The organism is Lactobacillus sp. YT155, assembly GCF_030504545.1.
Taxonomy (GTDB): Bacteria; Bacillota; Bacilli; order Lactobacillales; family Lactobacillaceae; genus BQUT01.
On record NZ_JAUKWP010000004.1, the window covers coordinates 57,664 to 82,692 of the forward strand.

The 25,029-nt window shown below is 35.1% G+C and carries 28 protein-coding genes; 3 read left to right on the forward strand and 25 right to left on the reverse strand.

Annotation, left to right across the window (positions count from 1 at the left end; translation table 11 throughout):
- Nucleotides 1-11: 11 nt before the first annotated feature.
- From tsf to Q2T76_RS05545, 4 genes are all read right to left on the reverse strand, one after another.
- Nucleotides 12-887 carry a translation elongation factor Ts gene (gene tsf / locus Q2T76_RS05530; RefSeq protein WP_302084535.1) on the reverse strand — a complete coding sequence of 292 codons (876 nt, stop codon included), beginning with the start codon at nt 885-887 and terminating at the stop codon, nt 12-14.
- Between the two features lie 75 nt (nt 888-962).
- Nucleotides 963-1,727, reverse strand: a complete 765-nt coding sequence (gene rpsB, locus Q2T76_RS05535; protein ID WP_302084536.1) for a 30S ribosomal protein S2 — start codon at nt 1,725-1,727, stop codon at nt 963-965.
- A gap of 138 nt (nt 1,728-1,865) precedes the next feature.
- Entirely contained in the window at nt 1,866-2,138 is a 273-nt protein-coding gene (locus tag Q2T76_RS05540) for a GIY-YIG nuclease family protein (protein WP_302084537.1), read from the reverse strand.
- On the reverse strand, nt 2,125-2,859 hold the full coding sequence (locus Q2T76_RS05545) for a tRNA1(Val) (adenine(37)-N6)-methyltransferase (protein WP_302084538.1): 735 nt from the start codon (nt 2,857-2,859) through the stop codon (nt 2,125-2,127). Before Q2T76_RS05545 ends, Q2T76_RS05540 begins: the two co-directional genes overlap by 14 nt.
- A gap of 70 nt (nt 2,860-2,929) precedes the next feature.
- Between Q2T76_RS05545 and Q2T76_RS05550 the strand changes: the two genes are divergently transcribed.
- A complete protein-coding gene (locus Q2T76_RS05550) occupies nt 2,930-3,544 on the forward strand; it encodes a 1-acyl-sn-glycerol-3-phosphate acyltransferase (RefSeq protein WP_302084539.1) in 615 nt (204 codons plus the stop codon).
- An 18-nt stretch (nt 3,545-3,562) separates the two neighbouring features.
- On the opposite strand, the gene Q2T76_RS05555 is transcribed toward Q2T76_RS05550, so the two are convergent.
- Both Q2T76_RS05555 and Q2T76_RS05560 read right to left on the reverse strand, forming a co-directional pair.
- A complete protein-coding gene (locus Q2T76_RS05555; protein ID WP_302084540.1) occupies nt 3,563-3,781 on the reverse strand; it encodes a YneF family protein in 219 nt (72 codons plus the stop codon).
- 62 nt (nt 3,782-3,843) lie between these two features.
- Nucleotides 3,844-4,086 carry a DUF896 domain-containing protein gene (locus Q2T76_RS05560; protein ID WP_302084541.1) on the reverse strand — a complete coding sequence of 81 codons (243 nt, stop codon included), beginning with the start codon at nt 4,084-4,086 and terminating at the stop codon, nt 3,844-3,846.
- Between the two features lie 91 nt (nt 4,087-4,177).
- On the opposite strand from Q2T76_RS05560, the gene lexA reads away from it, so the two are divergent.
- Nucleotides 4,178-4,804, forward strand: a complete 627-nt coding sequence (gene lexA / locus Q2T76_RS05565; RefSeq protein ID WP_302084542.1) for a transcriptional repressor LexA — start codon at nt 4,178-4,180, stop codon at nt 4,802-4,804.
- A gap of 30 nt (nt 4,805-4,834) precedes the next feature.
- Here the strand turns inward: lexA and rplS are convergent, their stop codons facing one another.
- The 14 genes from rplS to Q2T76_RS05635 form a co-directional block, all read right to left on the reverse strand.
- Entirely contained in the window at nt 4,835-5,185 is a 351-nt protein-coding gene (gene rplS / locus Q2T76_RS05570) for a 50S ribosomal protein L19 (protein ID WP_302084543.1), read from the reverse strand.
- Between the two features lie 121 nt (nt 5,186-5,306).
- Nucleotides 5,307-6,038, reverse strand: a complete 732-nt coding sequence (gene trmD / locus Q2T76_RS05575; RefSeq protein WP_302084544.1) for a tRNA (guanosine(37)-N1)-methyltransferase TrmD — start codon at nt 6,036-6,038, stop codon at nt 5,307-5,309.
- Nucleotides 6,038-6,550 carry a ribosome maturation factor RimM gene (rimM, locus tag Q2T76_RS05580; RefSeq protein ID WP_302084545.1) on the reverse strand — a complete coding sequence of 171 codons (513 nt, stop codon included), beginning with the start codon at nt 6,548-6,550 and terminating at the stop codon, nt 6,038-6,040. The genes trmD and rimM overlap by 1 nt, the downstream gene beginning before the upstream one ends.
- Nucleotides 6,551-6,625: 75 nt before the next feature.
- Nucleotides 6,626-6,895, reverse strand: coding sequence for a 30S ribosomal protein S16 (rpsP, locus tag Q2T76_RS05585; RefSeq protein ID WP_302084546.1), 270 nt, complete (start codon nt 6,893-6,895; stop codon nt 6,626-6,628).
- Between the two features lie 76 nt (nt 6,896-6,971).
- Nucleotides 6,972-8,408 carry a signal recognition particle protein gene (gene ffh, locus Q2T76_RS05590; RefSeq protein WP_302084547.1) on the reverse strand — a complete coding sequence of 479 codons (1,437 nt, stop codon included), beginning with the start codon at nt 8,406-8,408 and terminating at the stop codon, nt 6,972-6,974.
- A gap of 15 nt (nt 8,409-8,423) precedes the next feature.
- Nucleotides 8,424-8,765, reverse strand: coding sequence for a putative DNA-binding protein (locus Q2T76_RS05595; RefSeq protein WP_302084548.1), 342 nt, complete (start codon nt 8,763-8,765; stop codon nt 8,424-8,426).
- Nucleotides 8,765-9,937 carry a signal recognition particle-docking protein FtsY gene (gene ftsY / locus Q2T76_RS05600; RefSeq protein ID WP_302084549.1) on the reverse strand — a complete coding sequence of 391 codons (1,173 nt, stop codon included), beginning with the start codon at nt 9,935-9,937 and terminating at the stop codon, nt 8,765-8,767. Before ftsY ends, Q2T76_RS05595 begins: the two co-directional genes overlap by 1 nt.
- Nucleotides 9,938-9,945: 8 nt before the next feature.
- The gene (smc, locus tag Q2T76_RS05605; protein ID WP_302084550.1) at nt 9,946-13,482 is read right to left on the reverse strand and encodes a chromosome segregation protein SMC; all 3,537 of its coding nucleotides are present in this window, start codon (nt 13,480-13,482) and stop codon (nt 9,946-9,948) included.
- A 21-nt stretch (nt 13,483-13,503) separates the two neighbouring features.
- Complete coding sequence (rnc, locus tag Q2T76_RS05610; RefSeq protein WP_302084551.1) at nt 13,504-14,202, reverse strand: ribonuclease III; 699 nt, start codon at nt 14,200-14,202, stop codon at nt 13,504-13,506.
- A gap of 93 nt (nt 14,203-14,295) precedes the next feature.
- On the reverse strand, nt 14,296-14,535 hold the full coding sequence (gene acpP / locus Q2T76_RS05615) for an acyl carrier protein (protein WP_302084552.1): 240 nt from the start codon (nt 14,533-14,535) through the stop codon (nt 14,296-14,298).
- Between the two features lie 46 nt (nt 14,536-14,581).
- Nucleotides 14,582-15,571: a phosphate acyltransferase PlsX gene (gene plsX, locus Q2T76_RS05620; RefSeq protein WP_302084553.1), complete on the reverse strand. Its 990-nt coding sequence runs from the start codon at nt 15,569-15,571 to the stop codon at nt 14,582-14,584.
- 13 nt (nt 15,572-15,584) lie between these two features.
- Nucleotides 15,585-17,624: an ATP-dependent DNA helicase RecG gene (gene recG, locus Q2T76_RS05625; RefSeq protein WP_302084554.1), complete on the reverse strand. Its 2,040-nt coding sequence runs from the start codon at nt 17,622-17,624 to the stop codon at nt 15,585-15,587.
- Between the two features lie 39 nt (nt 17,625-17,663).
- Nucleotides 17,664-19,352 (reverse strand): DAK2 domain-containing protein, encoded by a 1,689-nt coding sequence (locus tag Q2T76_RS05630; protein ID WP_302084555.1) that lies wholly within the window; start codon nt 19,350-19,352, stop codon nt 17,664-17,666.
- Nucleotides 19,353-19,386: 34 nt separating this feature from the next.
- Complete coding sequence (locus tag Q2T76_RS05635) at nt 19,387-19,755, reverse strand: Asp23/Gls24 family envelope stress response protein (RefSeq protein WP_302084556.1); 369 nt, start codon at nt 19,753-19,755, stop codon at nt 19,387-19,389.
- Between the two features lie 251 nt (nt 19,756-20,006).
- On the opposite strand from Q2T76_RS05635, the gene rpmB reads away from it, so the two are divergent.
- Complete coding sequence (gene rpmB / locus Q2T76_RS05640) at nt 20,007-20,192, forward strand: 50S ribosomal protein L28 (RefSeq protein ID WP_302084557.1); 186 nt, start codon at nt 20,007-20,009, stop codon at nt 20,190-20,192.
- Between the two features lie 31 nt (nt 20,193-20,223).
- Here the strand turns inward: rpmB and Q2T76_RS05645 are convergent, their stop codons facing one another.
- Genes Q2T76_RS05645 through Q2T76_RS05665 form a run of 5 tightly spaced genes read right to left on the reverse strand, consistent with a single transcriptional unit; the run spans nt 20,224 to nt 25,026 of the window.
- A complete protein-coding gene (locus Q2T76_RS05645) occupies nt 20,224-20,877 on the reverse strand; it encodes a thiamine diphosphokinase (protein WP_302084558.1) in 654 nt (217 codons plus the stop codon).
- 1 nt (nt 20,878) lies between these two features.
- Nucleotides 20,879-21,523 carry a ribulose-phosphate 3-epimerase gene (gene rpe / locus Q2T76_RS05650; RefSeq protein ID WP_302084559.1) on the reverse strand — a complete coding sequence of 215 codons (645 nt, stop codon included), beginning with the start codon at nt 21,521-21,523 and terminating at the stop codon, nt 20,879-20,881.
- Nucleotides 21,524-21,525: 2 nt separating this feature from the next.
- Nucleotides 21,526-22,407 carry a ribosome small subunit-dependent GTPase A gene (gene rsgA / locus Q2T76_RS05655; RefSeq protein ID WP_302084560.1) on the reverse strand — a complete coding sequence of 294 codons (882 nt, stop codon included), beginning with the start codon at nt 22,405-22,407 and terminating at the stop codon, nt 21,526-21,528.
- Between the two features lie 21 nt (nt 22,408-22,428).
- Complete coding sequence (pknB, locus tag Q2T76_RS05660) at nt 22,429-24,282, reverse strand: Stk1 family PASTA domain-containing Ser/Thr kinase (RefSeq protein WP_302084561.1); 1,854 nt, start codon at nt 24,280-24,282, stop codon at nt 22,429-22,431.
- Nucleotides 24,283-25,026 carry a Stp1/IreP family PP2C-type Ser/Thr phosphatase gene (locus Q2T76_RS05665; protein ID WP_302084562.1) on the reverse strand — a complete coding sequence of 248 codons (744 nt, stop codon included), beginning with the start codon at nt 25,024-25,026 and terminating at the stop codon, nt 24,283-24,285.
- Nucleotides 25,027-25,029: the final 3 nt, after the last annotated feature.

The following is a 25,029-nucleotide window of genomic DNA, read 5'->3' on the forward strand; positions in this document are numbered from 1 at the left end:
TTTAGAAATTATTATTTGATTTGTCCCATAACTTCATCAACAAAGTTATTTTCGGCTTTTTCAATTCCTTCACCAACTTCAAAACGTACGAATGAAACTAGTTTTCCACCTTTAGATTCAACATATTGAGCAACTGTCTTATCTGAATCTTTGACAAATTCTTGATCAGCCAAACTGATTTCTGAAAGGAACTTGTTAATTCTTCCTTCAACAATCTTAGGAATGATATTTTCAGGTTTTCCTTCATTCTTTGTTTCTTCTGTAACAACTTTACGTTCACGATCCAAAACATCAGCAGGAACGTCATCACGTGTTACATATTGTGGATTGATAGCTGCAACGTGCATAGCAACGTCTTTAGCAGTCTCTTCATCAGCACCTTCAACTACTGCAACAACAGCAATTGCTCCGGCATTATGCAAATAACTACCAAAGTTTTGTGAGTCTGTCTTGTTAACTAGAGTAAATCTTCTGAAACTGATTTTTTCTCCAATTACAGCAGTTAAACTCTTAACAGCATCATCAATTGTGCTATCACCTAATGGTAATTTCAAAGCTGCATCCATGTCCGCAGGTTGGTCTTTTGCAACTTCAACAGCAATATCCTTAACTAATTTTTGGAATTTGTCGTTTGATGCAACAAAGTCTGTTTCAGAGTTAACTTCGATAATAGCAGCAGTATTACCACTGATTTCAATATGTGCTAAACCTTCAGCAGCAATACGTCCACTCTTCTTAGCAGCCTTTGCCATACCTTTTTCACGAAGTTCATCGATAGCTTTTTCCATATCGCCATCAGTTGAAACTAGGGCTTTTTTGGCGTCCATCATACCAACGCCAGTCTTTTCACGTAATTCTTTTACTTGAGCAGCTGTAATATTAGCCATTTTTTTGCCTCCAAATTTTATTTTTTGATAGAAAAACCATCTTCAAGATTCTCAAAGACGGTATTTAATTTAGTATTATTCTTCTGATGTTTCTACTGATTCGCTTGCAGCTTCTTCAACTGATTCTTCAGTTTGTTCTTCAGCAGCAACTTGGTCTTCACCTTGACGACCTTCAATAATTGCATCAGCCATCTTAGCAGCGATTAATTTCACGGCACGAATAGCATCATCATTTGAAGGGATGATAACATCAATGTCATCAGGATCTGAGTTAGTATCAACCATTGCAACGATAGGAATATTTAATTTCTTAGCTTCTTGAACAGCGATATTTTCTTTATGTGGATCAACGATGAATAAGACATCAGGAATTCTAGGCATATCTTCGATACCACCCAAGAATTTTTCTAATTTTTCTTGTTGTTTTGTTAATAGTGATACTTCTTTTTTAGGTAGACGATCAAAAGTTCCATCTTCTGCCATTGCTTTGATTTCTTTCAAACGTTTGATACGACTTTGAATAGTATTCCAGTTTGTAAGAGTTCCACCTAACCAACGGTGGTTAATGTAATATTGTCCAGCACGCGTAGCTTCTTCAGCAACAGCGTCTTGAGCTTGTTTCTTAGTACCTACGAATAAGAAGATTCCGTTGTCACTTGCAACTGCCTTAATGTAGTTGTAAGCATCATCAATCATATGAACGGTCTTTTGAAGATCGATGATATAGATACCATTTCTTTCTGTAAAGATGAATGGTGCCATCTTAGGGTTCCAACGTCTTGTTTGGTGACCAAAATGTACACCAGCTTCAAGAAGTTGTTTCATTGAAATAACTGTCATAATTTTCCTCCGGTTTTATCCTCCACTTTCGCTTAATTTCTATCCAAACATTTTCATGCACCATGGATAAAAGTGCGAAGTGTGTGTTTTATTAATACAAACATTTATTATAGAAAAAAAAACTTGAATAATCAAGCTTTATTTACGCCATTTAACATGTTTTTCTTCAAGAAATTGCTCTTTTTTTGTACGGGAATATTTTTTTAATTCTCGCTCTCTTTTCAATGCGTTTGATTTTGTCTCTACATCTTCAAAATATAACAATTCTACAGGCCGTCTAATCTTCGTATATTTAGCACCTTTACCACTATTATGAGCTTCTAATCTTTTTTGAACATCATTAGTCGTCCCAATATAAAAGGTCTTGTCTTTACATTGCAAGATATAAACAAAGTAACTAGTTTTTCCCATATATTATCTCTTCTGCTTCATCAGTATAATCAGTTTCATTCTTATAAATAACTAAATCTGGTAAAACTGTCAGTCCACCTTTTTTTGGTGTTTTAATTAGCTCAGCTAAAAACAAATTAGCATCATCGCCATAATGAGAATGAACAAATCGTAACTTATTCAACTTAAAGTTATATTCATCGGCAGTTTGTATAAATTCTGCTAAGCGATTAGGTCGATAAACCATGTACAATTTTGAGTTCTGTTTCAATAATCCTCGACAAGTTTTGAAGATGTCACTTAAATTTGCATTAATCTCATGACGGGCTTTGGCCAAGACGTCGTTATTTTTCATCTTAGTCATTTCTTCAACTTTGAAATATGGCGGATTGCAAATTACAGTATCAATTGTGTCGTGTTCGATGTGTTGTAAAGAATTCTTCAAATCATCATTAATATTAGTAACTTGAATTTGTTTACGATTGTACTCAATTGATTGTTCGGCTAAATCGGTTAATTCCTTTTGAATTTCTAATAAGTAAATATGAGCATCTGTATACGCACTTACCGTTAATCCAATCGCACCATCACCAGCACAAAGATCCACAATTTGTTGACTTTTTTCATACTCAGCAAAATTTGTTAATAAAATTGTATCTAAATTAAAGGAATATAGAGCTTTATTTTGTATAATGGTAACACCACTGTTAGAAATCATATCGTAGGTAATTTGTTCATCCACAGTTTAATACTCCTATTAAATGGTTTTGTGCTATATAATATAATATACATTAATAAGTTAGGTGAGTAATATGTTTTATAAATTTATTCGAGTAATTGCCCGTGGCGTTGTTTTTCTTTTAAATGGAAATTGGCACGTCACTGGTAAAGAAAATCTTCCTGAGGGAACTTATATCATTGTCGCACCACACAGAAACTGGTGGGAACCAATCTTCTTTGCTTTAGCAATGAGTCCTCAAGAAACTTCTTTTATGGCTAAACAAGAATTATTCAAATATCCCGTGCTCAGATATATTTTGATTCACGCTCATGCATTTCCAGTTGATCGTGCTAATCCCGGTCCTTCTGCTGTTAAGAAGCCCATCAATTTCTTAAAAAAAGAAAACTTATCCTTAATTATGTTTCCTTCAGGTACCCGTCATTCAGATGACCTTAAAGGTGGAGCGGTCTTAATTGCTAAATTATCGCAAAAACCATTAGTCCCTATGGTCTATCAAGGACCAGACACATTCAAGGGTTTACTAAAAAGGCAAAAAATCACTATTGGAATTGGCGAGCCTTTTTCAGTTGATAAAAAAGAAAAAATGAACGATGAGCTAACTGCTAAGATTGATCAGCAGATGAAAGATAGCTGGCAAGCAATCGATAATTCAATTGATCCTAGTTACAAATATATTCCAAAATAAAAAGACTGCTAAGCAGTCTTATTTTTTTTGTTGTTGTTTCATCATGGTCATCATTTGGTTCAACTTCTTTTGTGAAGGTTTTTGACCCATCTGTGTCATCATTTGTCTCATCATATCGGCATTAATAGGTGGATTGTCTTGGAAATATTTTTTCATGTACCAACGAGCAATGAAAAATCCTGCAACTAATCCAATAAGTAATGCGACTAAAGCAACTATTACTGTAATGAAATTCATTTGCCTAACTCCTTTTTCTCAATATTTAAATTGTACACAATTATCAGTGAAAAATAAAGATATTAATCGTCACGCAACCCTTTTTCACGTTGAACTTTTTTTACTTTTTCTGGTGTAACTTCATTTCCTTCTTTATCAAAAACTTGCATCATCTCAACTTGAGATTTGAAACTAGCACGGAAGTTCTTCAAAAATTCTTGTCTTAACTCTTTTCTTTCTTGCTCTTCTTCAAGTGTTAGTTCACTTTCTTTAGCTTTTTTTGCTAACTCGTTAATTCGAGCGGTTAATTTTTCATTATCTGACATAGTGATTCCTTTCAAATTCATACGAACATTAGTTTGATTCGAAACGTATGTTCTGTTATTATTATAGTATATTTAAAAACGAGGTGTAATTATGACGACTCCGTCTAAGTCTAAACAATTAGAAATTTTACAATGTATTAACGATTATGTAAACAAGCGTGGCTATCCACCAACAGTTCGTGAGATTTGTGATACGGTTGATTTGTCTTCAACTTCAACAGTTCATGGTCACTTATCACGACTAGAAAAGAAAGGTTTTATCTTCCGTGACCCTGCCAAACCACGTGCAATTGAAATCACTAGTTCTGGTTTAGAAGCAATCGGTGAAACAAGTAATGAAATGCCACTACTTGGTGTTGTTACCGCTGGTGAACCTATTTTAGCAGTTGAAGAAGCAACTGACTATTTCCCTATCCCACCTAATATTTCTAATAACGATGGTCGTCCATTATTCATGCTTACCATTCGTGGTGAAAGTATGATTAATGCCGGAATATTGGATGGTGATCAAGTTATCGTTAGAAAACAAGATTACGCTTCAAATGGTGAAATCGTCATTGCTATGACTGAAGAGAATGAAGCAACTTGCAAGAGATTCTACAAAGAAGACGGATATATCAGATTACAACCTGAAAATGATGACTTAGATCCTTTGATTTTCGACAATGTTTCCATTCTTGGAAAAGTCGTTGGACTCTTTAGAAATGATATTTATTAAAAATAAAAACCAGCCAATTGGCTGGTTTTTTTAGTTTCTAGTTTTTTCAGCGATTCTAGCTGATTTACCATGACGTTCACGTAAGTACAATAGTTTAGCTCTACGTACGCGACCTTGTCTAATAACTTCAACCTTTTCAACACGAGGTGTGTGTAATGGGAATGTTCTTTCAACACCAACACCACTACTCATTTTACGTACAGTATAAGTTGCACTTACACCAGAACCACGTCTTTTAAGTACGACACCTTCGAATAATTGAACACGTTCTCTAGTTCCTTCAACAACCTTAGCGTGAACTCTAACAGTATCACCAGGTCTGAAATCAGGAATATCAGAACGCAATTGCTCCTTAGTAATATCTTGAATTAACTTGTTCATAATGCTTCTCCTAAATCGACACTCTTAAAACCTAAGGTTGATTCCAGCGGAATATCGTTAATCTGTGTCTTCAAACACTTATAAAATAATATCTTATTACCATCTATTTGTAAAGAGGTCTTTACGATAATTCTTGCTTAATTTCATTTAACATCCTGACTTCTTCATCACTAAACTCTCGGTTTTCAAGCAAGTCAGGACGACGTTGATACGTTTTTTTGAGTGATTCATACAAACGCCACTGACGAATTAGTTCATGGTTACCACTCATTAAGACTTCAGGAACTTTCATTCCTTGATAGTCAGCCGGTCTGGTATATTGTGGATATTCTAACAAACCATTACCAAATGAATCATCGTAGGCAGAAACATCGTTACCTAACACTCCAGGCACAAATCTCAATGTTGCATCAATCATCATCATAGCAGCTAATTCACCGCCTGTAACTACGTAGTCACCCATTGAGACTTCATCAGTCACGATTGTCTTAACTCGCTCGTCATAGCCTTCATAATGTCCACAAATGAAGACCAAGTTTTCAGCTTTAGCGAAATCTTGGGCCATTTCTTGATTAAAAGTTTTTCCAGCAGGATCCAAAAGAACTACCCTTTTTTCACCTGAATGTTTTTGATCAATATCACGATAAGCATCTAATATTGGTTGGGCTTGCAACAACATACCGGCTCCACCACCATAAGGCGTGTCATCAACTGTGTTGTGCTTGTTATCAGCGAAGTCACGAAAATCCACCGTATTAATATTTACCAAATCTTTTTCTTGAGCTTTACCAATTAGAGATTCATCTAAAGCCGTAAACATTTTAGGAAAAATAGTTAAAATATCAATATTCATTAATCAATTAACCCTTCTGGAATTTCTACTTCGACGACTGACTTCTTCAAATCAACCTTCAATACAACTGAAGGAATATATGGAATCAAAACTTCACCATATTGTTTTGACTTAACAACCCAAACATCGTTTGCTCCCGGTGACATAATCTCAGTTATCGTTCCTATTTCACCTAGAGACTTGTCATTTACAACTAAACCAATAATATCGTGATAATAGAACTCGTTATCTGACAACTCATCATCTTCATGAGTAGTCTTTAAGACTTTATTCTTTAATAGTTCGGCTTCAGTCATATCTTTAACTTCGGCAAACTTCAACATGTACATTCCTTTATGCACACGAACAGATTCAATTGTTAATGGATGAGATGCATCTTCCAAGTATAAAACGTTATTTTTTTGGTAACGTTGTTCAGGAAAATCAGTGATAGAAGCTACTTTCACTTCGCCTTTTATTCCATGAGTATTAACAATTTTACCAACATTGAATAATTCTTTTTGCTCTGTCATCTTGACCTACTTTACTAGCTAAATAAAAAAGGACCAACATAAAACCAAGGTTTTATCAGATCCTTTCTAAATTAATTATTTTGACATCTTGTATTCGTGGAACTTCTTCATAACACCTTGTTTTTGAAGTAAGTTACGAACAGTATCTGAAGGTTGAGCACCTTTTTTTAGCCAGTCCATAATAACTTCTTCGTTTAATTTAAGTTCGTTTTCTTTTAGTGGGTTGTAGTAACCTACTTCTTCGATGAAGCGTCCATCACGTGGTGCACGTGAATCAGCAACAACTACACGATAAAAAGGTTTTAACTTACTACCCATTCTTTTCATTCTAATTTTTACAGCCATAATTGTCCTCCTAAAATCTTAACAAAAGAAAGTATAACTAATTTTTTTCTCTGTGTAAAGGTTTTTTTCTTTACAGTTAAGATTTAAATCGTTTAACTTTTTTCATGCGTTTCTTTTTATTCTTCTTTGTACGTTTAACCATTTGGTTCATAGCCATTTTACCCATCTTACCGGAGATACCATTACCAAACATTTGCTCCATACCAGACATGTTCCCTTTGTTCATTTGTTGCATCATTTCACGACTTTGTTTGAATTGTTTGATCATGCGATTAACTTCTTGAACATTACGTCCTGAACCGGCAGAAATTCTTCTTCGGCGTGAAGGATTTAATAAATCGGGGTTAACACGTTCTTCAGGTGTCATTGAGTACACAATGGCCTTAAGATGAGAAATATCTTTTTCGTCGATATTAACATTTGCCATGGCTGGATTATTAGCCATTCCTGGAATCATTTTCATGATTTCATCAAGAGGTCCCATTTTTGAAACTTGATCCATTTGATCAATAAAGTCATTGAAATCAAAGGAATTCTCTTGAATTTTTTGCGCCATTTTTTGAGCTTGTTGCTCATCATAATCAGTTTGAGCTTTTTCAATCAAGCTCATCATGTCACCCATACCAAGAATTCGGCTGGCCATACGATCAGGATGGAAGACTTCTAACTGATCAAGTTTTTCCCCTTGTCCGATAAACTTAATTGGTTCACCAGTAACTTCTCGAATTGATAAAGCAGCACCACCACGGGTGTCACCATCCAATTTAGTCAAAATTACACCGGTAATTCCCAACTGTTCATTGAATCCCTCAGCAACCTTAGCTGCCACTTGACCGGTCATTGAATCAGCCACGAAGAGAATTTCATTAGGCTGAGCAATTTTTTTGATGTTCTTAAGCTCATCCATCAAAGTTTGATCGATTTCTAGACGACCAGCGGTATCAATAATTACATAATCATTTTTGTTTTCGTGTGCTTGTTTCAATCCATTAGTAACAATTTCAACTGGATCGACATCGACTCCTTCATCATAAACAGGAGCATCTACTTGTTGACCGACGGTTTTTAATTGTTCAATCGCAGCCGGACGGTAGACGTCAGCAGCAATAAACATTGGTCGAGCATTGTTTTCTTTTTGGAGATATTTAGCCAACTTACCAGCTGTAGTAGTCTTACCAGCACCTTGTAAACCAACCATCATGATGATTGTCGGAATATGCTCTGACTTGTTAAGTGGACTAGCGACATCCCCCATGACTTTAGTCAATTCTTCATTAACTATTTTGATAACTTGTTGTGATGGAGTTAAACTCTCTAATACTTCGCTACCAACAGCCCGTTCACTAACTGTTTTAACAAATTTTTTGACAACATCAAAGTTAACGTCGGCTTCTAATAAAGCTAGGCGAACTTCTCTCATCATCTCTTTTACGTCAGTTTCGCTTATTTTTCCTTTTCCACGAAGTCTGGCAAATGTTTTTTGTAATCTGTCACTTAATCCTTCAAAAGCCATAGTATTCCTCACTAATTATCGATTTGATAAATTGTTTAAATCTTCAATCATTCTGATTAACTTTAAGTCACTTGCATAATTCTGTTGTGCATAGTCAAGAAGTTGAGCAGATAGTTCACTTCCTGATTGTGAGTTAGCAACAATTTTTAGTTTCTTCTCATAGGAATCAAGAATCTCTTCACTTCTTTTAAGGTTATCATAAACTGCCTGGCGACTCACATTAAATTGTTCAGCAATTTCTCCCAGCGATAAATCTTCCACATAATATAACGACATATATTCATGTTGTTTATCAGTCAGTAGTTCACCGTAAAAGTTAAACAAAATATTCATTTGTTTATTCTTTTCTAATTCCATCAATTATTCTCCGAAATTAAGTCTTTAAACATACCGTAAACAAATTTTTCTGAATCGAAGTCACGTAGGTCATCCATTTGTTCACCCAAACCGACTAACTTAACCGGAATATGCAACTCATTCTTGATAGCAAAGATTATACCACCTTGAGACGAGCCGTCTAATTTAGTTAAAACAATTCCGGTAACATTGGTAGTTTCATTAAATTGACGAGCTTGGCTAATTGCATTTTGTCCAGTTGTTCCGTCTAATACCAAGAGAACTTCTTGAGGAGCATCTGGTAATTCACGAGTAATCACACGTTTAATTTTTTCTAACTCACGCATTAATCCTTCTTTGTTCTGCAAACGTCCTGCAGTATCAACTAGAAGAATATCAAAATCTTCTTCCTTAGCTTTTTTTACGGCGTCAAAAGCCACCGAAGCAGGATCAGTTTGAGCACTTGAGGCAACTACCGGGACATTGATTCTTCTACCCCATTCTTGTAATTGTTCAATTGCACCAGCTCTAAAAGTATCGCCAGCGGCAAGTAAAACTTTTTTACCTTCTTGTTCAAAACGATGAGCTAATTTACCAATAGTAGTAGTTTTCCCAGCACCGTTAACTCCAACGAACAAAATAACTGTAGGCTCGTCAGTCTCTGAGAAGTTCAAACTGTTATCAGTATCGTTTTCTTCATAAATATCAACTAATTTTTTGACAATGACATTTGATACTTCTTCTTTTGACTTAGCATTTTGAAATTTAACTTCTTCGCGTAATTCTTCTGAAATACGCATAGCTGTTTCAAAGCCAACATCAGCCTCAATTAAAACCTCTTCCAAATCATCGAAGAATGATTCATCAACTGAGCGAAAACCAGCTAAGAACTTATTGATTTTACTACTGAAGTTAGAGCGAGATTTCTCAAGTCCTTCATCATACTTTTCAGTATCAGGTTCAGTTAAATCTAATTCTTCTGTGTCTTCAGTTTCTTCTTCAGCATCCGAAATATCTTCCTCTGTTTCTTCAACAGTCTCTACCTGTTCTTCGATCACTGATGCTTCAGAAGATTTCTCAAGTTCTGGTTCTTCTTGAGTAGCTTCTATTTCTTCAATTTGTTTTTCTTCAGTTGTTTCTTTCTTATCGCTGTCACCAACGATGGCTTTTTTTATTTGATCAAATAAACCCATATTATCACCTAGTCATTTTCTTTAACTTCTACGGAAACCATTTTGGAAACACCGAGTTCTTCCATCGAAACTCCATATAAACGATTAACGTTCATCATCGTACCTTTACGGTGAGTAATAACAATAAATTGAGTATTATCATCGTACTTATTCAAGTACTTAGCAAATCGATAAACATTAGCATCATCAAGTGCAGCTTCAACCTCATCCAAAATACAAAATGGTACTGGTTTTACTTTGATAATAGCAAACAATAATGTAATTGCCGTAAGCGCTCTTTCTCCACCAGACAATAGACTCAATCTTTGGAATTTCTTTCCAGGTGGTTGAGCAATAATTTCAATTCCGGTTTCTAATAAGTTCTCTGGGTCAGTCAAAACTAACTTGGCTCGACCTCCAGCAAACATTTCAGGGAAAATCACTTCAAACGAAGCAGCAACTTCATCAAAGGTTTCTTTGAATCGTTTAGAAACTTCATCATCCATTTCACTCATGGTATTTTTAAGTTGTTCACGAGCACTTAACAAATCGGCTTCTTGTTGATTCAAGAACTCATATCTATCTTTAACTTTATCATATTCAGCGATTGAAGAAGTATTTACTTCGCCCAATTCAGAAATACCCATTTCAAGAAGCTTAGCCGATTTTTTTAATTCAGCAACATCTGTTTCTTCCTCTTGAATCTGTGCATAAGCTTCTTCGAAGGTCATCTTATATTCTTGACTAAGAATTTCGAGACGACTATCAATCGCATTATTGGTTTTTGTAAGCGCAATTGCAGTGTCTTCTTGTTCTTCAGAAGCATTTTTTTGTAATTGGAAGTTACGACTTGCAGCTTGGGAAAGTTCTTCTGATTCTGTTTCTAACTTAGTACGAGTATCTTGTAATTCAGAAATTTTTTCTTTAAGATCGTTGACTTCTTGTGAAAGTTCTGAGAATTGCTCCTCATTGCTTGTTCCAGAAGTTAACAACTGCGTCTGTTCTTCTTCAAGTGCTGCTAATTGTTTTTTAACTTGTTCTAAACTCTGTTCTGTCTTCTTATAGTCAGCTTTTTGGCGTCTTAAGAGTCCAGCTTTATTTTCCAAACTATTATTAGCAACAGCTATTTGGGTTTGATAGGTTTGAACTCTTTGTCCAAGAACTTCTTGTTCTTGACTGTAATTGGCTAATAAATCATTTTTTAGATTTGTCTGTTCTTTAATATCAGAAATTTTCGCTTCTAAATCATTCTTCTCATCATCATTTTTAGCCAAATTTTCTTCAATCTCAGTTAGTTCTTGATTATTAGTTTTAATCGTAAATTGGCTGGAACTAATATCTTGATTCAAACGTTCCAACTCATCGTTTAACTTAGTCAGTTGTTGTTTCAATTCAAAGTTCTGATTGTCGATTTGTTGAATTTCAGATTGTTGATTATCAAGTTCTTGTTGGCTAGTTTCAAGCTGTTCTTGTATTTGATTAACTTGTGACTGCAGTTGATCGGCATTCAACTTAAGTTTATCAATTGTACCAGTTAGTTCTTCAATTTCCTGATTTCGGCTTAGTAATCCATTGCCATTTTGCTTAACTTGTCCACCAGTTAATGAACCACCAGGACTAAGAATATCACCCTTTAGTGTCACGATTCGATATTGATGTTTAGTACTTTTGGCAATTCTAACGGCATTGTCTAAATTATCGACAATTAATAAATTACCAAAAATATTTTCAGCAATGTTCTTTACAGAAGTGTCAAATTCAATTAAATCAGAAGCAATCCCTAAATACCCATTGCCACTGACGTTATTATTGATTTTCCGTGATTTCATAACATTCTTTGGTAAGAATGTTGCTCTTCCTAAATTACCCTTTCTCAAATAAGAAATGGCATTTTTGGCAGCATTTTCATCTTCAGTAACAATAGACTGTAATTGGCTTCCTGCAGCCACTTCAATAGCTGTTTGTAAATTCTTGGGAACGGTAATTAATTCAGCTACCGCACCGATTATTCCAGCTAGTTTACCCTTATTATTGAGAACTGATTTAACCCCTAGGAAGAATCCAGCATGGTCATTATTTAATTCTTCTAGAGCTTTCTTTTTCGCCGTTGCTTGTTGGATTTTTGCCAACTCATCCATGTAACTTTCTTGGACTTCTTTTAACTGTTTCTCAGCAGCTTCAGCATTATTTTTTAGTTCATTGAACTGATTAAGCTTAGATTCATTATCAGTCTTAAAATCATTAATTTTAGCTTCAAAGGCACTGATCTCTTCTTGCTTCTTAGCTTGTTGTTCAGTCAATTTATCAAGGTCTAAATTACCTTGAGCAATAACTTTTTCTAAACGAGCTTTTTGAGAAGACAAAAAGTTAATGTTGTTACTGTTGGTTGTTTGCTCTTGAAGAGCATTCAAATAGTCACCACGAAGTTCTTCAATTTCTTGCTTGATAACATCGGGTGTTTTAGTTTGTGAATCAGTTATTTCAGTGAGTTTTTGTGTTAATTTATCAACTTCTACTTGAGCTTCATCTGACTCTTTAGTAGCGACAGCAATTTCTGCTTCCATTCTTTGAGTCTGCTCGGTTAATTCAGCTATTTGGTCTTGTAATTGTTGGCGGTTCTGATTGTTAAAATCATTTCGTTCTTCCGTAACAGCCTTTTGACCATTTAAGATTTCTAGTTGACGACTTTTTTCAAGTAATTGTTGATTACTTTCATCAAGTTCTTCAGATAAAGCCGAAATCTGTTGACGATTTTGGCGAACCGCTTCGTCAGATGTCTTAACATCAGCTTCAATCTTACTTAATGTTGCTTTAATTTGACTTGATTTTTGACTATATTCTTTTCGTTGTTCGTTATATTCCGCAATTTCAATTGCTAAAATTTGTTTATAGATAGCATCGTACTGTTCTTTTTGATTCAAATAATCATGAGCAATACTTGCTTGTTCCTTCAGCGGCTCAACCTGAGCAGATAATTCATGCAAAATATCTGACACCCGGTGTAAATTGTCATCAGTGTCAGATAGTTTCAATTCAGCTTCATGTTTCTTTTGTTTATATAATGCAACTCCAGCCGATTCTTCAATAATTGAACGTCGCTCAACTGGCTTACTGTTAAAGATTGATTCGACACGGCCTTGAGAAATAATTGAAAATGATTCACGGCCTAAACCAGAATCCAAAAATAGTTCAGTAATATCTTTTAGACGGCAACTCTTGTTATTGATAAAGAATTCTGACGTTCCATCTCTAAATAGACGTCGTTTAACAATTACACTATCAAAATCACTCTTCAAGTCGTCACGAGAGTTATCAAATTCAAAGATTACTTCAGCACGATTCATGGCTGGACGAGTCGAACTTCCAGCAAAAATAACGTCAACCATTTTATCCCCACGAAGGTTCTTGGCTGACTGTTCCCCCATTACCCAACGAATTGCCTCGGTAATGTTACTTTTTCCACTTCCATTAGGTCCGACAATCCCCGTAATACCAGAAGTGAATTCAATTTTTGTTTTGTCGGCAAAGGATTTAAATCCATTTAATGTCAGTGACTTTAACGGCATCAAATTCTCCTCATCTTGCTTTTATTTCTGTTTTAAATGCTCTAGTGCAGTTTTTGCAGCACTTTCTTCAGCATTCTTTTTGTTAGTCCCAGTTCCTTGGGCAAGCATTTGTCCATTGACAACTAGGCCTACCGAGAACTCTTTACGATGATCATGTCCCGTTTCAGAGAGAACTCGATATTCAATTGATACCGCACCATCTTTTTGGAGTTGCTCTTGTAATAAAGTCTTGTTATCACTTTGATCAGAAAACGCACCAGCTTGAATTTTAGGAAAGACAACTTTGTTTAAAAGATCAATCACTTTATCCAGTCCTTGGTCTAGATATAAGGCACCATTGAATGCTTCAAAGACATCTTCTAATAAGGTGTCACGATTTCTAGCACCTTGTTTCTCTTCACCTTTTCCAAGTTGAATATATTGATCAATACCAATTTCACGGGCAAATTTTGAAAAACTTGCAGTACAAACAATGTTTGATCTTAGTCTAGTTAAATTACCTTCAGGAATATTAGGAAATTGCTTGAATAGATATTCCGAAATAGTCAATTCCAAAACTGCATCGCCTAAAAACTCCAAACGTTCATAATCATCAAGATTCAATTCTTGATGCTCATTTGCATATGAAGAATGAGTCATAGCAGTCTCTAACAAACTATAATTTTTAAATTCAATATTATATTTACTATGTAGTTCACTGGTGAATTTTGAATCGATCATTCAGTAGTAACTCCTCTCAAACATTTATATTATACCTTTTTTTAGTTATTTATAAAGAATTTCTCAAACAAAAAAGAGTCTCGAAGACTCTTTTTATTGATGATTTTTGATGTAATCAACAGCTTGTCCAACTGTTTGGATTGTTTCGGCATCTTCATCAGAAATTTCACGTCCGAATTCATCCTCTAGTTCAAGTGAAAACTCTACTAAATCGATTGAATCAGCATCTAAATCTTCTTTAAAATTAGTATCTTTATTAATTTGGCTTTTATCGATTTCGAAACGATCAGCTACCAAATCGGTAATTTTATTCATAATTTCTTCTTCAGACATAATTTCACCTTTTCCTAATTAATAATTAACATAATAGCATACTTGCTTATTTCTGATAATAATCAATTACCTGATCGATTATTTTTTTGTTAACCATGTCACGAATTTGTCCAATAGTGTAATAAACAGCACGCTTATCAGCAGAACCGTGAGCTTTAACCACTGGTGCTTTAAGACCTAATAATACGGCTCCACCTGACTTAGAGACATCAAATGTTCCTTTCATCGAGTTCAAAGCAGGCGAGACAATTGCAGCACCTAACTTAGTAACAATTCCACTTTCAGTTAATGAATGTTTTAGTAGTGACAGAATTGTCTTCGTAGTTCCTTCGAGCGCCTTGAGAGCAGCATTTCCAGTAAAACCATCGGTTACGACTATATCGGCCATTCCAGTTAATAATTTATCAGATTCAATGTTTCCAATGAAGTTAATCTCTTTCAGTTCTGAGAGACGTTGATAAGTTTCTTTATGAAGATCATCTCCCTTATCAAATTCCTCACCATTATTTAATAGAGCAATTCGTGGATTTTTAATTCCTTTAATTTCTTTAGCATAGAAATTACTCATTAAAGCCCATTGCTCCATGTAGCTGACTTTAGCTTCGGCATTAGCCCCAGCATCCAAATATAAAACACCTTTATCTGAATTAGTCACAGGTAAAGTGGTCATTAATGCTGGGCGTTCAACTTTTTTAATTCGACCCACAACAAAAATTCCTGACGCTAGTAGTGCGCCAGTATTTCCTAATGAGAACATGGCATCATTTTCACCATCTTTTACTGATTGAGCAGCCATCACCATAGATGAATTTTTCTTCTTACGAACGGCTTTAACTGGTTCATCAGTACCTAGAATCTCTTCGTCTGCTTGAACTAAAGTAATATTTTTGTCATTTTGAAGGCACTTTTTTATTTCATCGATTTTTCCATAGAGTACAAATTCTAAATCACTATACTCATCACGTGCTCGTTCAACTCCCTCAATAACAACCTGAGGAGCATTGTCACCACCCATTGCATCAACTGCTATTTTCATTATTATTCCTACCTTAATCGAAATTACCTGCAGATTCCATTTTCTGCTTTAGATATAATTTTATCATTTTATTTTCATTATTGTTCAAATTAGGGTCACTTTCAAAAATTGTCTGAGCTTCTAGCTGGGCAGCTTGCAAAATATTGAAGTCAGTTACCGGATTCCCTACTTTGAAATTAGGCAGCCCTGATTGTTGATTTCCTAATAAATCTCCCTGTCCACGTAACTCCAAGTCTTTTTGAGCTAAGACAAAACCGTCATTTGATTGAGTCATTATTCTCATTCGTTGAATAGCCGTTTCATTTTTAGGGTCGGCAATCAAGATACAATATGATTGCTTATTACCTCGTCCAACACGTCCTCTAAGTTGATGTAATTGAGATAGTCCAAAGCGATTAGCATCAAAAATCACCATTACATTGGCATTAGGAATATCTACACCCACTTCAATTACAGTCGTTGAAACCAGAATGTCAATTTTCTTTTCTTTGAACTCTTGCATGATTTCATCTTTTTGTGAAGTATTCATTTGTCCATGCAGTAATGCCACCTGATACTTAGCCCCGAACACTTGAACAAAGTTTTCATAAATAGCTTCTGCATTTTGTAAATCAATTTTCTCTGATTCAGAAATTAGTGGTGTGACCGCAAATACTTGTCCATTGTCATTTAATTGACGAGCCACAAAATCATATAACTGATCCATTTTATTGGAACGAAGCCAGTAAGTTTCAACTGGTAAACGTCCTTTTGGCAACTCTTTAATTATCGACAATGACATATCGCCATAAGTTGTAATCGCCAATGTTCTTGGAATTGGTGTAGCTGTCATGGCTAAAATATCCGGATTTTCACCCTTTAGACGCAGTTCTTTTCTTTGATCCACACCAAATCGGTGCTGTTCATCAATTACCGCAAATCCTAAATTTTTATACTTAACATCTTTTTGAATTAAAGAATGGGTTCCAATAATTATATTAGTCTTACCAGATTCTATTCTGGCTAGTTTATCTTGTCGCTGTTTAGCAGTAAGTGATCCCACTAATAAATCCACACTTACTTGATAAGGAGCCAGCATAGCACTAATCTTGTCGAAATGTTGCTGAGCCAAAATTTCGGTTGGCACCATGAGTGCCGCTTGATATCCGCCTGTAACAGCCGCAAAAAGCGCTATCGTTGCCACGATAGTCTTACCACTACCAACGTCCCCTTGTAGTAACCGATTCATATGAGTATCATTATTCATATTTTTTAGAATTTCAGCTAATACTTTTTGTTGGTCATCAGTTAATTTAAATTCTAGAGAATTAATGAATTCAGTCAGAACTTTTTGATCATATTTTATTCTTACACCAGACTTTGACAGTTCATCTTGATGCTTAATATTTTGCATTCCACATTCAAACAAGAAAAACTCACGAAAAATTGCTGTTCTACGAGCATTGTCCGTCTCTTCTACAGAATCAGGAAAGTGCATTCCCTTCACTAGTTGCTTCTCTGCCACTAACTTGTATTTAGCAATCAATGACTGAGGTAAGAAATCATGAATTTCATCTTGATATTCATCATAAGCTTGTTTAATTAAAGCTTTTAATGTTGATTGGCGAATATTTTTATTAACAGAATAAACTGAATCAACATCACCAGAATTATCCTTCAAATTAAGAACTTTCATTCCAGTTAATGAACGACGATTTTGGTCCCATTTACCATAGATTTGACAATCTTCTCCCGTAATAAACTTATCTTTTAACCATGGTTGATTAAAGAAAGTCACCATAACCGACTCATTTTCAACTAGTAGTCGTACATTCAAACGATTCTTTTTGTAACCAAAACGACTGACTACCGGATCACTTGCCACGGTTCCTTCAAGAACTGTCTTTTCTTGATCAACAATATCATCTAAGGATTTAACCATTAAGTCTTCATAACGAAACGGGAAATAATAGAGTAAATCATAAATAGTCGAAATTCCCAATGTTTGCAGAACTTCGACTTTTCTGGTGCCGACTCCTTTTAAAACCGCTACATTATCATTTAATGATTTCATAGTTACCTCTAAATAAAAATAACTGACCAAGGTCAGTTATTATTCTACAGCAATTAAATATGGATATACAGGCTGATCACCTTGATGAATTTCTGTTTCCACATCAGGATATTTTTCTTCAATGTTCTGAGCTATTGAATCAGCTTGTTCTTCATTACCATCTTCACCAATTAAAATTGTGACGATTTCGCTTTCCTCATCAACCATTTGGTCAACCATAAGTAAAGCAGCCTTTTCCAGGTCTTTGTCTTCAGTCACAATCTTGCCGTCAACAATTCCCATGAAATGACCTTTAACAATCTTCAAACCGTCAATCTCAGTATCACGAATAGCATTAGTGATTTGACCACTGGTAACCGTTTCGATAGCTTCTTCCATGTTTTCTTTATTCTCTTCTAAGTCTGCCTCTGGATTATATGACAATAAGGTTGTCATTCCTTGGGCAATCGTCTTAGTAGGAATAACCGCTACTGGAATATCGACTAACTCAGCAGCTTGGTTAGCGGCCATTATGATATTACCGTTATTTGGCAAGACAATAACTTGTTTAGCGTTGGCTTTTTCAATTGCCTCAACAATATCGTTAGTTGAAGGATTCATTGTTTGCCCACCACTAATTACGTGAGTAACACCTAGGCTTTCAAATAATTCTTTTAATCCGTCACCAGAAGCAATAGCTACAACTCCATAATCACTTAATTCTTGACTTGCGGTTACAGTAGATGTTTCCTCAGTTAGACTATCACCATCAACAATTGTTTCATGTTGAATTCGCATATTATCAATTTTAATTTTTGCTAAATCACCATAACGATGACCATAGCTAAAGACTTTTTCAGGTGTTTGCGTATGAACATGCACCTTAACCACTTCATCATCAGCAACAACCAATGATGAATCACCTAGATCATCAATCTTTTGACGGAATTCTTCATAATCGAATTTATCTTTAGAAGTAGCATTCTGTCCCAAGTTAATCATAATTTCAGTACAATAACCGTTTACGATATCACCAGTTGAAAAGTGTCCTTGGACAGATTGATGATGAGTAGCATTAGCCATTTCATTCATTTCTTGGACATCTGGTTGATAGAGTTTACTTTCAACAGCAACTCCGGTCAAACCTTCTAAGAATCCTTCGTAAATAAATACTAGACCTTGTCCACCAGAATCTACTACCCCTACTTCTTTTAGAACTGGAAGTAATTCAGGTGTTTGCGCAAGAGCAACCTTTGCTCCTTCAATTACAGCACTAACAAGTTCTTCAATATCATCACTATTTTTAACTGCTTTTTCACCGTACTCTGCAGCCACTCTAGCAACAGTTAAAATTGTACCTTCAACAGGTTTCATAACTGCTTTGTAAGATGATTTAACTCCATCAGAAAAAGCCGTAGCTAATTCTTTGGCATCAATTGTATCTTTACCTTCTAAACTTTTAGCAAATCCTCTAAAAATTTGTGAAGTAATAACACCAGAATTACCACGTGCACCCATTAACAGTCCTTTAGCAAGTGCTTGTGCTAAGTCGCCAACAGTATCGGCATCGGATTCATTAACTGATTTAAAACCACTTTGGAAAGTCAAATTCATGTTAGTTCCGGTGTCTCCATCTGGAACCGGGAAAACATTTAAGGAATTGACAAATTTAGCATTATCTTCCAATCTTCGTGATGCAACACGAATCATATCGGAAAATTCTTTTTTAGTAATAACATTCAGACTCAAGAGATTAGCCCCCTAATTTAATTAAGAAAGGTTTTTATTTTACTTCTTCGATAACTTTAACGCTTTGAACGATCACATTTACTTCTTCTGCTTTCATTCCTAGCATTGTTTCTAGATTATATTTCACTTTATCTTTAACGTTTCTAGCAACTTCAGAGATTTTAACTCCGTAGCCAACCACAATGTTAACATCCACATTGATTTTTCCGTGGTCTTGTTTAACGACTACACCTTTTGAATAGTTTTCGCGACGCAAGATTTCGTTGACACCGTCTCTAATTTGATTTTTGCTAGCCATGCCCACGACACCAAAAATATCGGTTGCAGCACCACCAACAATGGTTGCAATAACCTCATTTGAAACATCTATTTTTCCATATTTGGTATTAATAGTAACTGACATAAGCGTCTCCTTTACTAATAGAGTAAAAGTTAATTCACAGAAAATTTTACCATAGTTTTCTTAACTTACATACATTTTACACTCTTTTTTCAATTAAAGGATAGATTAATGATCAAATTGTTCATAGAATAATCGATCATTTTATTATTTAAAGTATTTTTCCTTTACAGGCTTGTAAAAAGTGTTTTCGTATGATAAATTATTTAAGTGAATTTATAAAAGAAAACATGTAGCCAAAGGAGGTTTGTCCCATGGCAAAAGATTATATCACAGGTCGCAAGACTACATTTGGTAACAAGCGTTCCCACGCTTTGAACTCATCAAGACGTTCTTGGAAGCCAAATTTGCAAAAAGTTCGTATCTTAGTTGATGGTAAGCCAAAACGTGTATGGGTTTCAGCTCGTGCACTTAAATCTGGTAAAGTTACACGCGTATAAAAAAGACTAGCAATTGCTAGTCTTTTTTTGTTTAGTCTTTACTTTGAATTGCCGCAATAAATCCTGCTTCAAAACTAAAATTAATAGTTTCGTTAACAAATTCATTGCTAGCCCAACTAATTGATTTTTCACTGGTAAAATCTTCCAACTGATATTTACTATCAAGTAAGTTGAGCTGCTTCACAGGTCCAAAATTCACAAAGCCAATATATTTCATTTGGCTTTTTTTTGTGACCAAATGTTGTCCCGGATTGAAGAATTCAATGTAATTATCAATGTCGATAATTTTAACTTGCTCGATAATCGCATTGAAGTCTTCTTCTAAACCTAAGAACAAATTAACCAGTAAATGATCAATTCGACCTCCTGTAGCGCCATAAACATGAATTTCATCATATTGGAAGTTCTTCATTACTGTCTTTAATGCTAGTTGTGAATCGGTAAAATCTTTTTCAGCCGGCACTTTGATTATTTGTGCCACTTCTTTTTCAACCGAGTTTAATTCACTATCGCTACTTGAATCAAAATCACCAACACTAAACTTAGGAACAATGCCATTTTTTAATAAATAAATTGTTCCATGATCGGCAGCAACCCAATCTCCTTTAATAGCTTGTGGCTGATTCAATAATTCACTCGGATATTGTTGCTTGGGTCCACCTAATAAGATATTTACAACTTTCATATTAATCCACTCTAAGCGATTCGATTCTTTGACTTACATCTCCAGCAAATACGTATGACCCCGCAACAAATATATCTGCACCAGCATCTTTACATAATTTGATTGTTGATTGATTTACTCCACCATCAACTTCAATTTCAAAAGTATACTCAGAGTTTTCTTTTCTAAGTTGATCTAACTCTTTAATTTTTTCAGTCATTTCTGGTAAGAATTCTTGACCGCCAAAACCAGGATTAACAGTCATAACCAAGACTTGATCTACTAAAGATAAAATTGGCTTAATTGTTTCAACTGAAGTTCCAGGATTAATAACTACTCCAGCTTTAGACCCGAGTTTTTGGATTGTTTGAATCACACCGTAAATGTGTGGCGTAGCTTCTTGATGAATCAAAATCATATCTGCGCCTTGCTTAACAACATCTTCAATTAGTGAGTCAGGATGATCAATCATTAAATGAACATCTAATTTAAGATCAGTCACTTTTTTCAAAGCTGAAATAATCCCGAAACCAAATGTGATATTAGGCACAAAATGTCCGTCCATAATATCAACATGAATTAAATCTGCTCCAGCTTTTGTGATGTTTTCGACATCCCTTTGCATATTCATTAAATCTGCGCTTAAGATTGACGGTGCAATTTTCATAATTAACGCTCCTTTTTATTATAGTTAGGTTTTATTTTTTCAAGTTCTTTTCTAATCGTTAAATAATCGTTGTATCGAATAATTGAAATATTGCCTTCTTCTAATGCCTGCTTAACCGCACAATTGGGCTCATTAATATGGGTACAACTGCGATACTTACATTCATCTTGATACTTCACGAATTCAGGATATAAGAACTGTAATTCATCTAATTTTATATCTCGAAGATCAATGGCAGAAAATCCTGGAGTATCAGCAATTAAGCCACCAGAAAAAGTAAACAAACTAACTTGGCGAGTTGTATGTTTACCACGGTTCAAAGTAGTCGAAATCTGAGCTGTTTCTAGGTCTAAATCAGGATTAATCTTGTTTAGAAGTGTCGATTTACCTGCCCCAGTCTGCCCAGTAAAAACAGTAACTTGATCTTTGAAAATTTGCTCAAACTGGACTAAATCTTCATCGGATCCATAAATAACTGGATAAACTTTTTCGTATTCTTTAATGATATCAACTACTCGCTCTAGTTTTTGATTGGCAATATCTTCTTTTGATAAATAAATGATTGGTTTAATTGAATTCTGTTCCAAGTTTAACAAGATTTTATCTAGTAAAATGGCAGAAAACTCTGGTTCTACAACCGAAGTAACCACAATAGCTTGGTCAACATTAGCAATTGGTGGTCGAATCAAAGAGTTTTTTCTTGCGAGCACCTTTGTTAAATATCCCAATTGTCCTGGATTTTCGTCAAATTCGACATTATCACCAACAATTGGCTTAATTTTGTTCTTTCGAAAATTCCCCCGAGCTCTAGTCCGATAGACTTGCTCGTCGCTTAGAATGTCATAGAATCCACTGATAGAACGAATTATTTTACCTGTAGGCATCTAATTACCTGTTTGCTTTCTTTATGGTCTCTTACCTTTAGAAATGACTACGCTAAAAGTACCATCTTTACTTATTTTAGAACCAGCTGCTGGAGTCTGTCTAATGACTAATCCCGCTGTAATAGTGTCAGAGTACTCTTCCGTATAGCTAAATTTCAAATTATTATCATCAGCAAATTTCCCGGCTTCATTCAATGATTTTCCAACCAAATTATCAACTGTTATGGAATCATCTTTTCCTTTTGAAATAACAACTGTAATTGTACTTCCCTTGTTCAAGCGGCTTCCAGCTGGAGGACTTTGTCGAATAACAAGTCCTTTAGCCACATCATCTGAAAACTCTTCGGTTGAATTGATATTAAAACCATTATCGGCAGCGTAATCTTGGGCACCTTTTAATGAATATCCAGTAAGATCTTTAACAGTTACTGCATTTGAACCACTACTTACTTCGAATTCGATAGTTGTCTTATTAGGATAAACTTTTTCACCTTCTGGAACACTCTGTGAAACGATATATCCCTTTGGAATGGTACTTGATTGAACGGAGGTTTTCTTAACTTCAAAGCCTTTTTTGCGTAATTTCTTAGCAGTTGATGAGTATTTCTTATTAGTATAGTCAATTATTTCAAATTTCTTTTGACCTGAACTAATTACCAAATTAATAGAAGTACCCTTCTTAACTTGACTTCCAATATCAGGATTAGTTTTAATAACGTGGCCCTTCTTAACTTCATCACTGTGGACCCTAGTAACAGTTCCTTTTTCGAGTCCCTTGCTTTCTAAAATATCTTCGGCTTGATTTTGAGTTAAGTTAGCAACATCTGGAACATCAACATTATGATTTGATGTCATCCAGATTCCACCACCAACTAGAAGAATTAATAACGCAATAACACCGGCGATGATAGCACGTTTTTTAGTCCACCATTTTTTCTTTTTCTTCTTGTTGTTTCTTCCAGGGATTGGTTCATCGTTAATTGGTTCCATAACTTTCGTTTCTGCCATTTGAGCAGGAGCAACTGGAACAAATTTTGGTTCATTGGCTCTAGTAGAAAGTAATGTTGTCTTAAGGTCTTCAGCCATTTCTTGAGCTGATTGATATCTTTGATCAGGATCTTTAGCAGTTGCTTTAAAAATGACGTTTTCTAACGCTTGTGGAATTCTTGGATCAATTTCACGTGCTGAAGGCATTGGATCTTTAAAATGCTTCATTGCAATTGCTACAGAAGTGTCTCCAGTAAAAGGCACTTTCTTAGTTAACATTTCATAGAGAATAATTCCCAATGAATAGATATCAGAACGTGTAGTAGCTTTTTTACCACGAGTTTGTTCTGGTGACATGTAGTAAACCGAACCTAATGTGGTATTGGTTTGAGTTATTGATTGTTCACTTAATGCTAAAGCAATTCCAAAGTCAGAAACTTTTACTCGACCATATTGATCAACCATAACGTTTTCGGGTTTTAAGTCACGATGAACAATGTTGTGTTCGTGGGCACATTGCACGGCAGCTAATATTTGTTCCATCATATCAATAACTTGTTGATATGGAATTGGAAAATGATCTCTAATATAAGTTTTTAAATTAGTTCCGTTGATGTATTCAATGACCATAAACTGGGTTCCTTGGTCGATTCCTACATCTAAAACATTCACAATATTAGGATGAGAAAGTTCACTAGTAGCAACTGCCTCACGTTTGAATCTCTCTTGAACTGATTTATCATCACGAAGGTCCATGCGTAAGGCTTTAACAGCAACTTCACGATGTAAGATGGTATCTTCAGCTAAATAAACATTGGCCATCCCACCTTCGCCAATAATACTTAGAATTTTATATCTTCCTGCAACTAAATGTCCTACTTGCATCATCTACTTATCCTCACTCACATTGTTTTTGATTATCAAGGCGGTAATATTATCTAAGCCACCAGCGTTGTTTGCTTTTTGAATTAATTTTTTACATTGTTCTTTTAAAGTGACATTTTCTAATAAAATTTCTTTTATCATGTCTTCTGAAACCATATTAGTCAAGCCATCTGAACAGAGTAATAAAACATCATCCTCAGCCAAATCAAAAATATTTGATTCTGATTTCACATTACTATTAACCCCTAAAGTCTGCGTAATAATGTTTTTTTGTGGATGATTGCGAGCTTCTTCTTTGGTTAGTTCACCTGAACGTACCAATTCATTAACTAAGGAATGATCAAAACTTAGTTGTTTTAACTCTCCATCACGAAGAAGATAGCATCTACTATCACCTACGTTAGAAACCAGAACTTGATTGTCAATAATAATTGCACTAACCATTGTCGTTCCCATTCCATTGAGATCGCTAAATTGTTGTGAAGCTTCGATAATTCGACTGTTTTCTTTTTCTAATTCGGAAGTAATCCATTCTTTAATCGTGGATAAATCGCCCAAATCAGTTTTTTCAAAATCGTGACCAATATGTGATACGGCCATGTCAGAGGCAACGTCGCCTCCTTTATGACCACCCATTCCATCGGCAACGATGGCCAAAGTTATGTCTCTTTGATTAGTAAATGTATTCACATAATCTTGATTTGACGTTCGCTTACGACCAATGTCACTCAAAAAAGCAGTTTTCATAAT

Coding starts and splice junctions, on each gene's coding strand:
- Q2T76_RS05595 (WP_302084548.1), bottom strand. CDS start 8,765: ATGGAATTAGAAAAGAATAAACAAATGAATATTTTGTTTAACTTTTAC.
- ffh (WP_302084547.1), bottom strand. CDS start 8,408: ATGGCTTTTGAAGGATTAAGTGACAGATTACAAAAAACATTTGCCAGA.
- Q2T76_RS05665 (WP_302084562.1), bottom strand. CDS start 25,026: ATGAAAACTGCTTTTTTGAGTGACATTGGTCGTAAGCGAACGTCAAAT.
- ftsY (WP_302084549.1), bottom strand. CDS start 9,937: ATGGGTTTATTTGATCAAATAAAAAAAGCCATCGTTGGTGACAGCGAT.
- Q2T76_RS05560 (WP_302084541.1), bottom strand. CDS start 4,086: ATGTCAGATAATGAAAAATTAACCGCTCGAATTAACGAGTTAGCAAAA.
- tsf (WP_302084535.1), bottom strand. CDS start 887: ATGGCTAATATTACAGCTGCTCAAGTAAAAGAATTACGTGAAAAGACT.
- plsX (WP_302084553.1), bottom strand. CDS start 15,571: ATGAAAATAGCAGTTGATGCAATGGGTGGTGACAATGCTCCTCAGGTT.
- pknB (WP_302084561.1), bottom strand. CDS start 24,282: ATGATGCAAGTAGGACATTTAGTTGCAGGAAGATATAAAATTCTAAGT.
- rplS (WP_302084543.1), bottom strand. CDS start 5,185: ATGAACAAGTTAATTCAAGATATTACTAAGGAGCAATTGCGTTCTGAT.
- rpsP (WP_302084546.1), bottom strand. CDS start 6,895: ATGGCTGTAAAAATTAGAATGAAAAGAATGGGTAGTAAGTTAAAACCT.
- rsgA (WP_302084560.1), bottom strand. CDS start 22,407: ATGCCTACAGGTAAAATAATTCGTTCTATCAGTGGATTCTATGACATT.
- Q2T76_RS05550 (WP_302084539.1), top strand. CDS start 2,930: ATGTTTTATAAATTTATTCGAGTAATTGCCCGTGGCGTTGTTTTTCTT.
- trmD (WP_302084544.1), bottom strand. CDS start 6,038: ATGAATATTGATATTTTAACTATTTTTCCTAAAATGTTTACGGCTTTA.
- Q2T76_RS05555 (WP_302084540.1), bottom strand. CDS start 3,781: ATGAATTTCATTACAGTAATAGTTGCTTTAGTCGCATTACTTATTGGA.
- rpmB (WP_302084557.1), top strand. CDS start 20,007: ATGGCAAAAGATTATATCACAGGTCGCAAGACTACATTTGGTAACAAG.
- Q2T76_RS05645 (WP_302084558.1), bottom strand. CDS start 20,877: ATGAAAGTTGTAAATATCTTATTAGGTGGACCCAAGCAACAATATCCG.
- Q2T76_RS05635 (WP_302084556.1), bottom strand. CDS start 19,755: ATGTCAGTTACTATTAATACCAAATATGGAAAAATAGATGTTTCAAAT.
- rpsB (WP_302084536.1), bottom strand. CDS start 1,727: ATGACAGTTATTTCAATGAAACAACTTCTTGAAGCTGGTGTACATTTT.
- rpe (WP_302084559.1), bottom strand. CDS start 21,523: ATGAAAATTGCACCGTCAATCTTAAGCGCAGATTTAATGAATATGCAA.
- recG (WP_302084554.1), bottom strand. CDS start 17,624: ATGAAATCATTAAATGATAATGTAGCGGTTTTAAAAGGAGTCGGCACC.
- Q2T76_RS05540 (WP_302084537.1), bottom strand. CDS start 2,138: ATGGGAAAAACTAGTTACTTTGTTTATATCTTGCAATGTAAAGACAAG.
- acpP (WP_302084552.1), bottom strand. CDS start 14,535: ATGTCTGAAGAAGAAATTATGAATAAAATTACCGATTTGGTAGCTGAT.
- lexA (WP_302084542.1), top strand. CDS start 4,178: ATGACGACTCCGTCTAAGTCTAAACAATTAGAAATTTTACAATGTATT.
- smc (WP_302084550.1), bottom strand. CDS start 13,482: ATGCCGTTAAAGTCACTGACATTAAATGGATTTAAATCCTTTGCCGAC.
- rimM (WP_302084545.1), bottom strand. CDS start 6,550: ATGACAGAGCAAAAAGAATTATTCAATGTTGGTAAAATTGTTAATACT.
- rnc (WP_302084551.1), bottom strand. CDS start 14,202: ATGATCGATTCAAAATTCACCAGTGAACTACATAGTAAATATAATATT.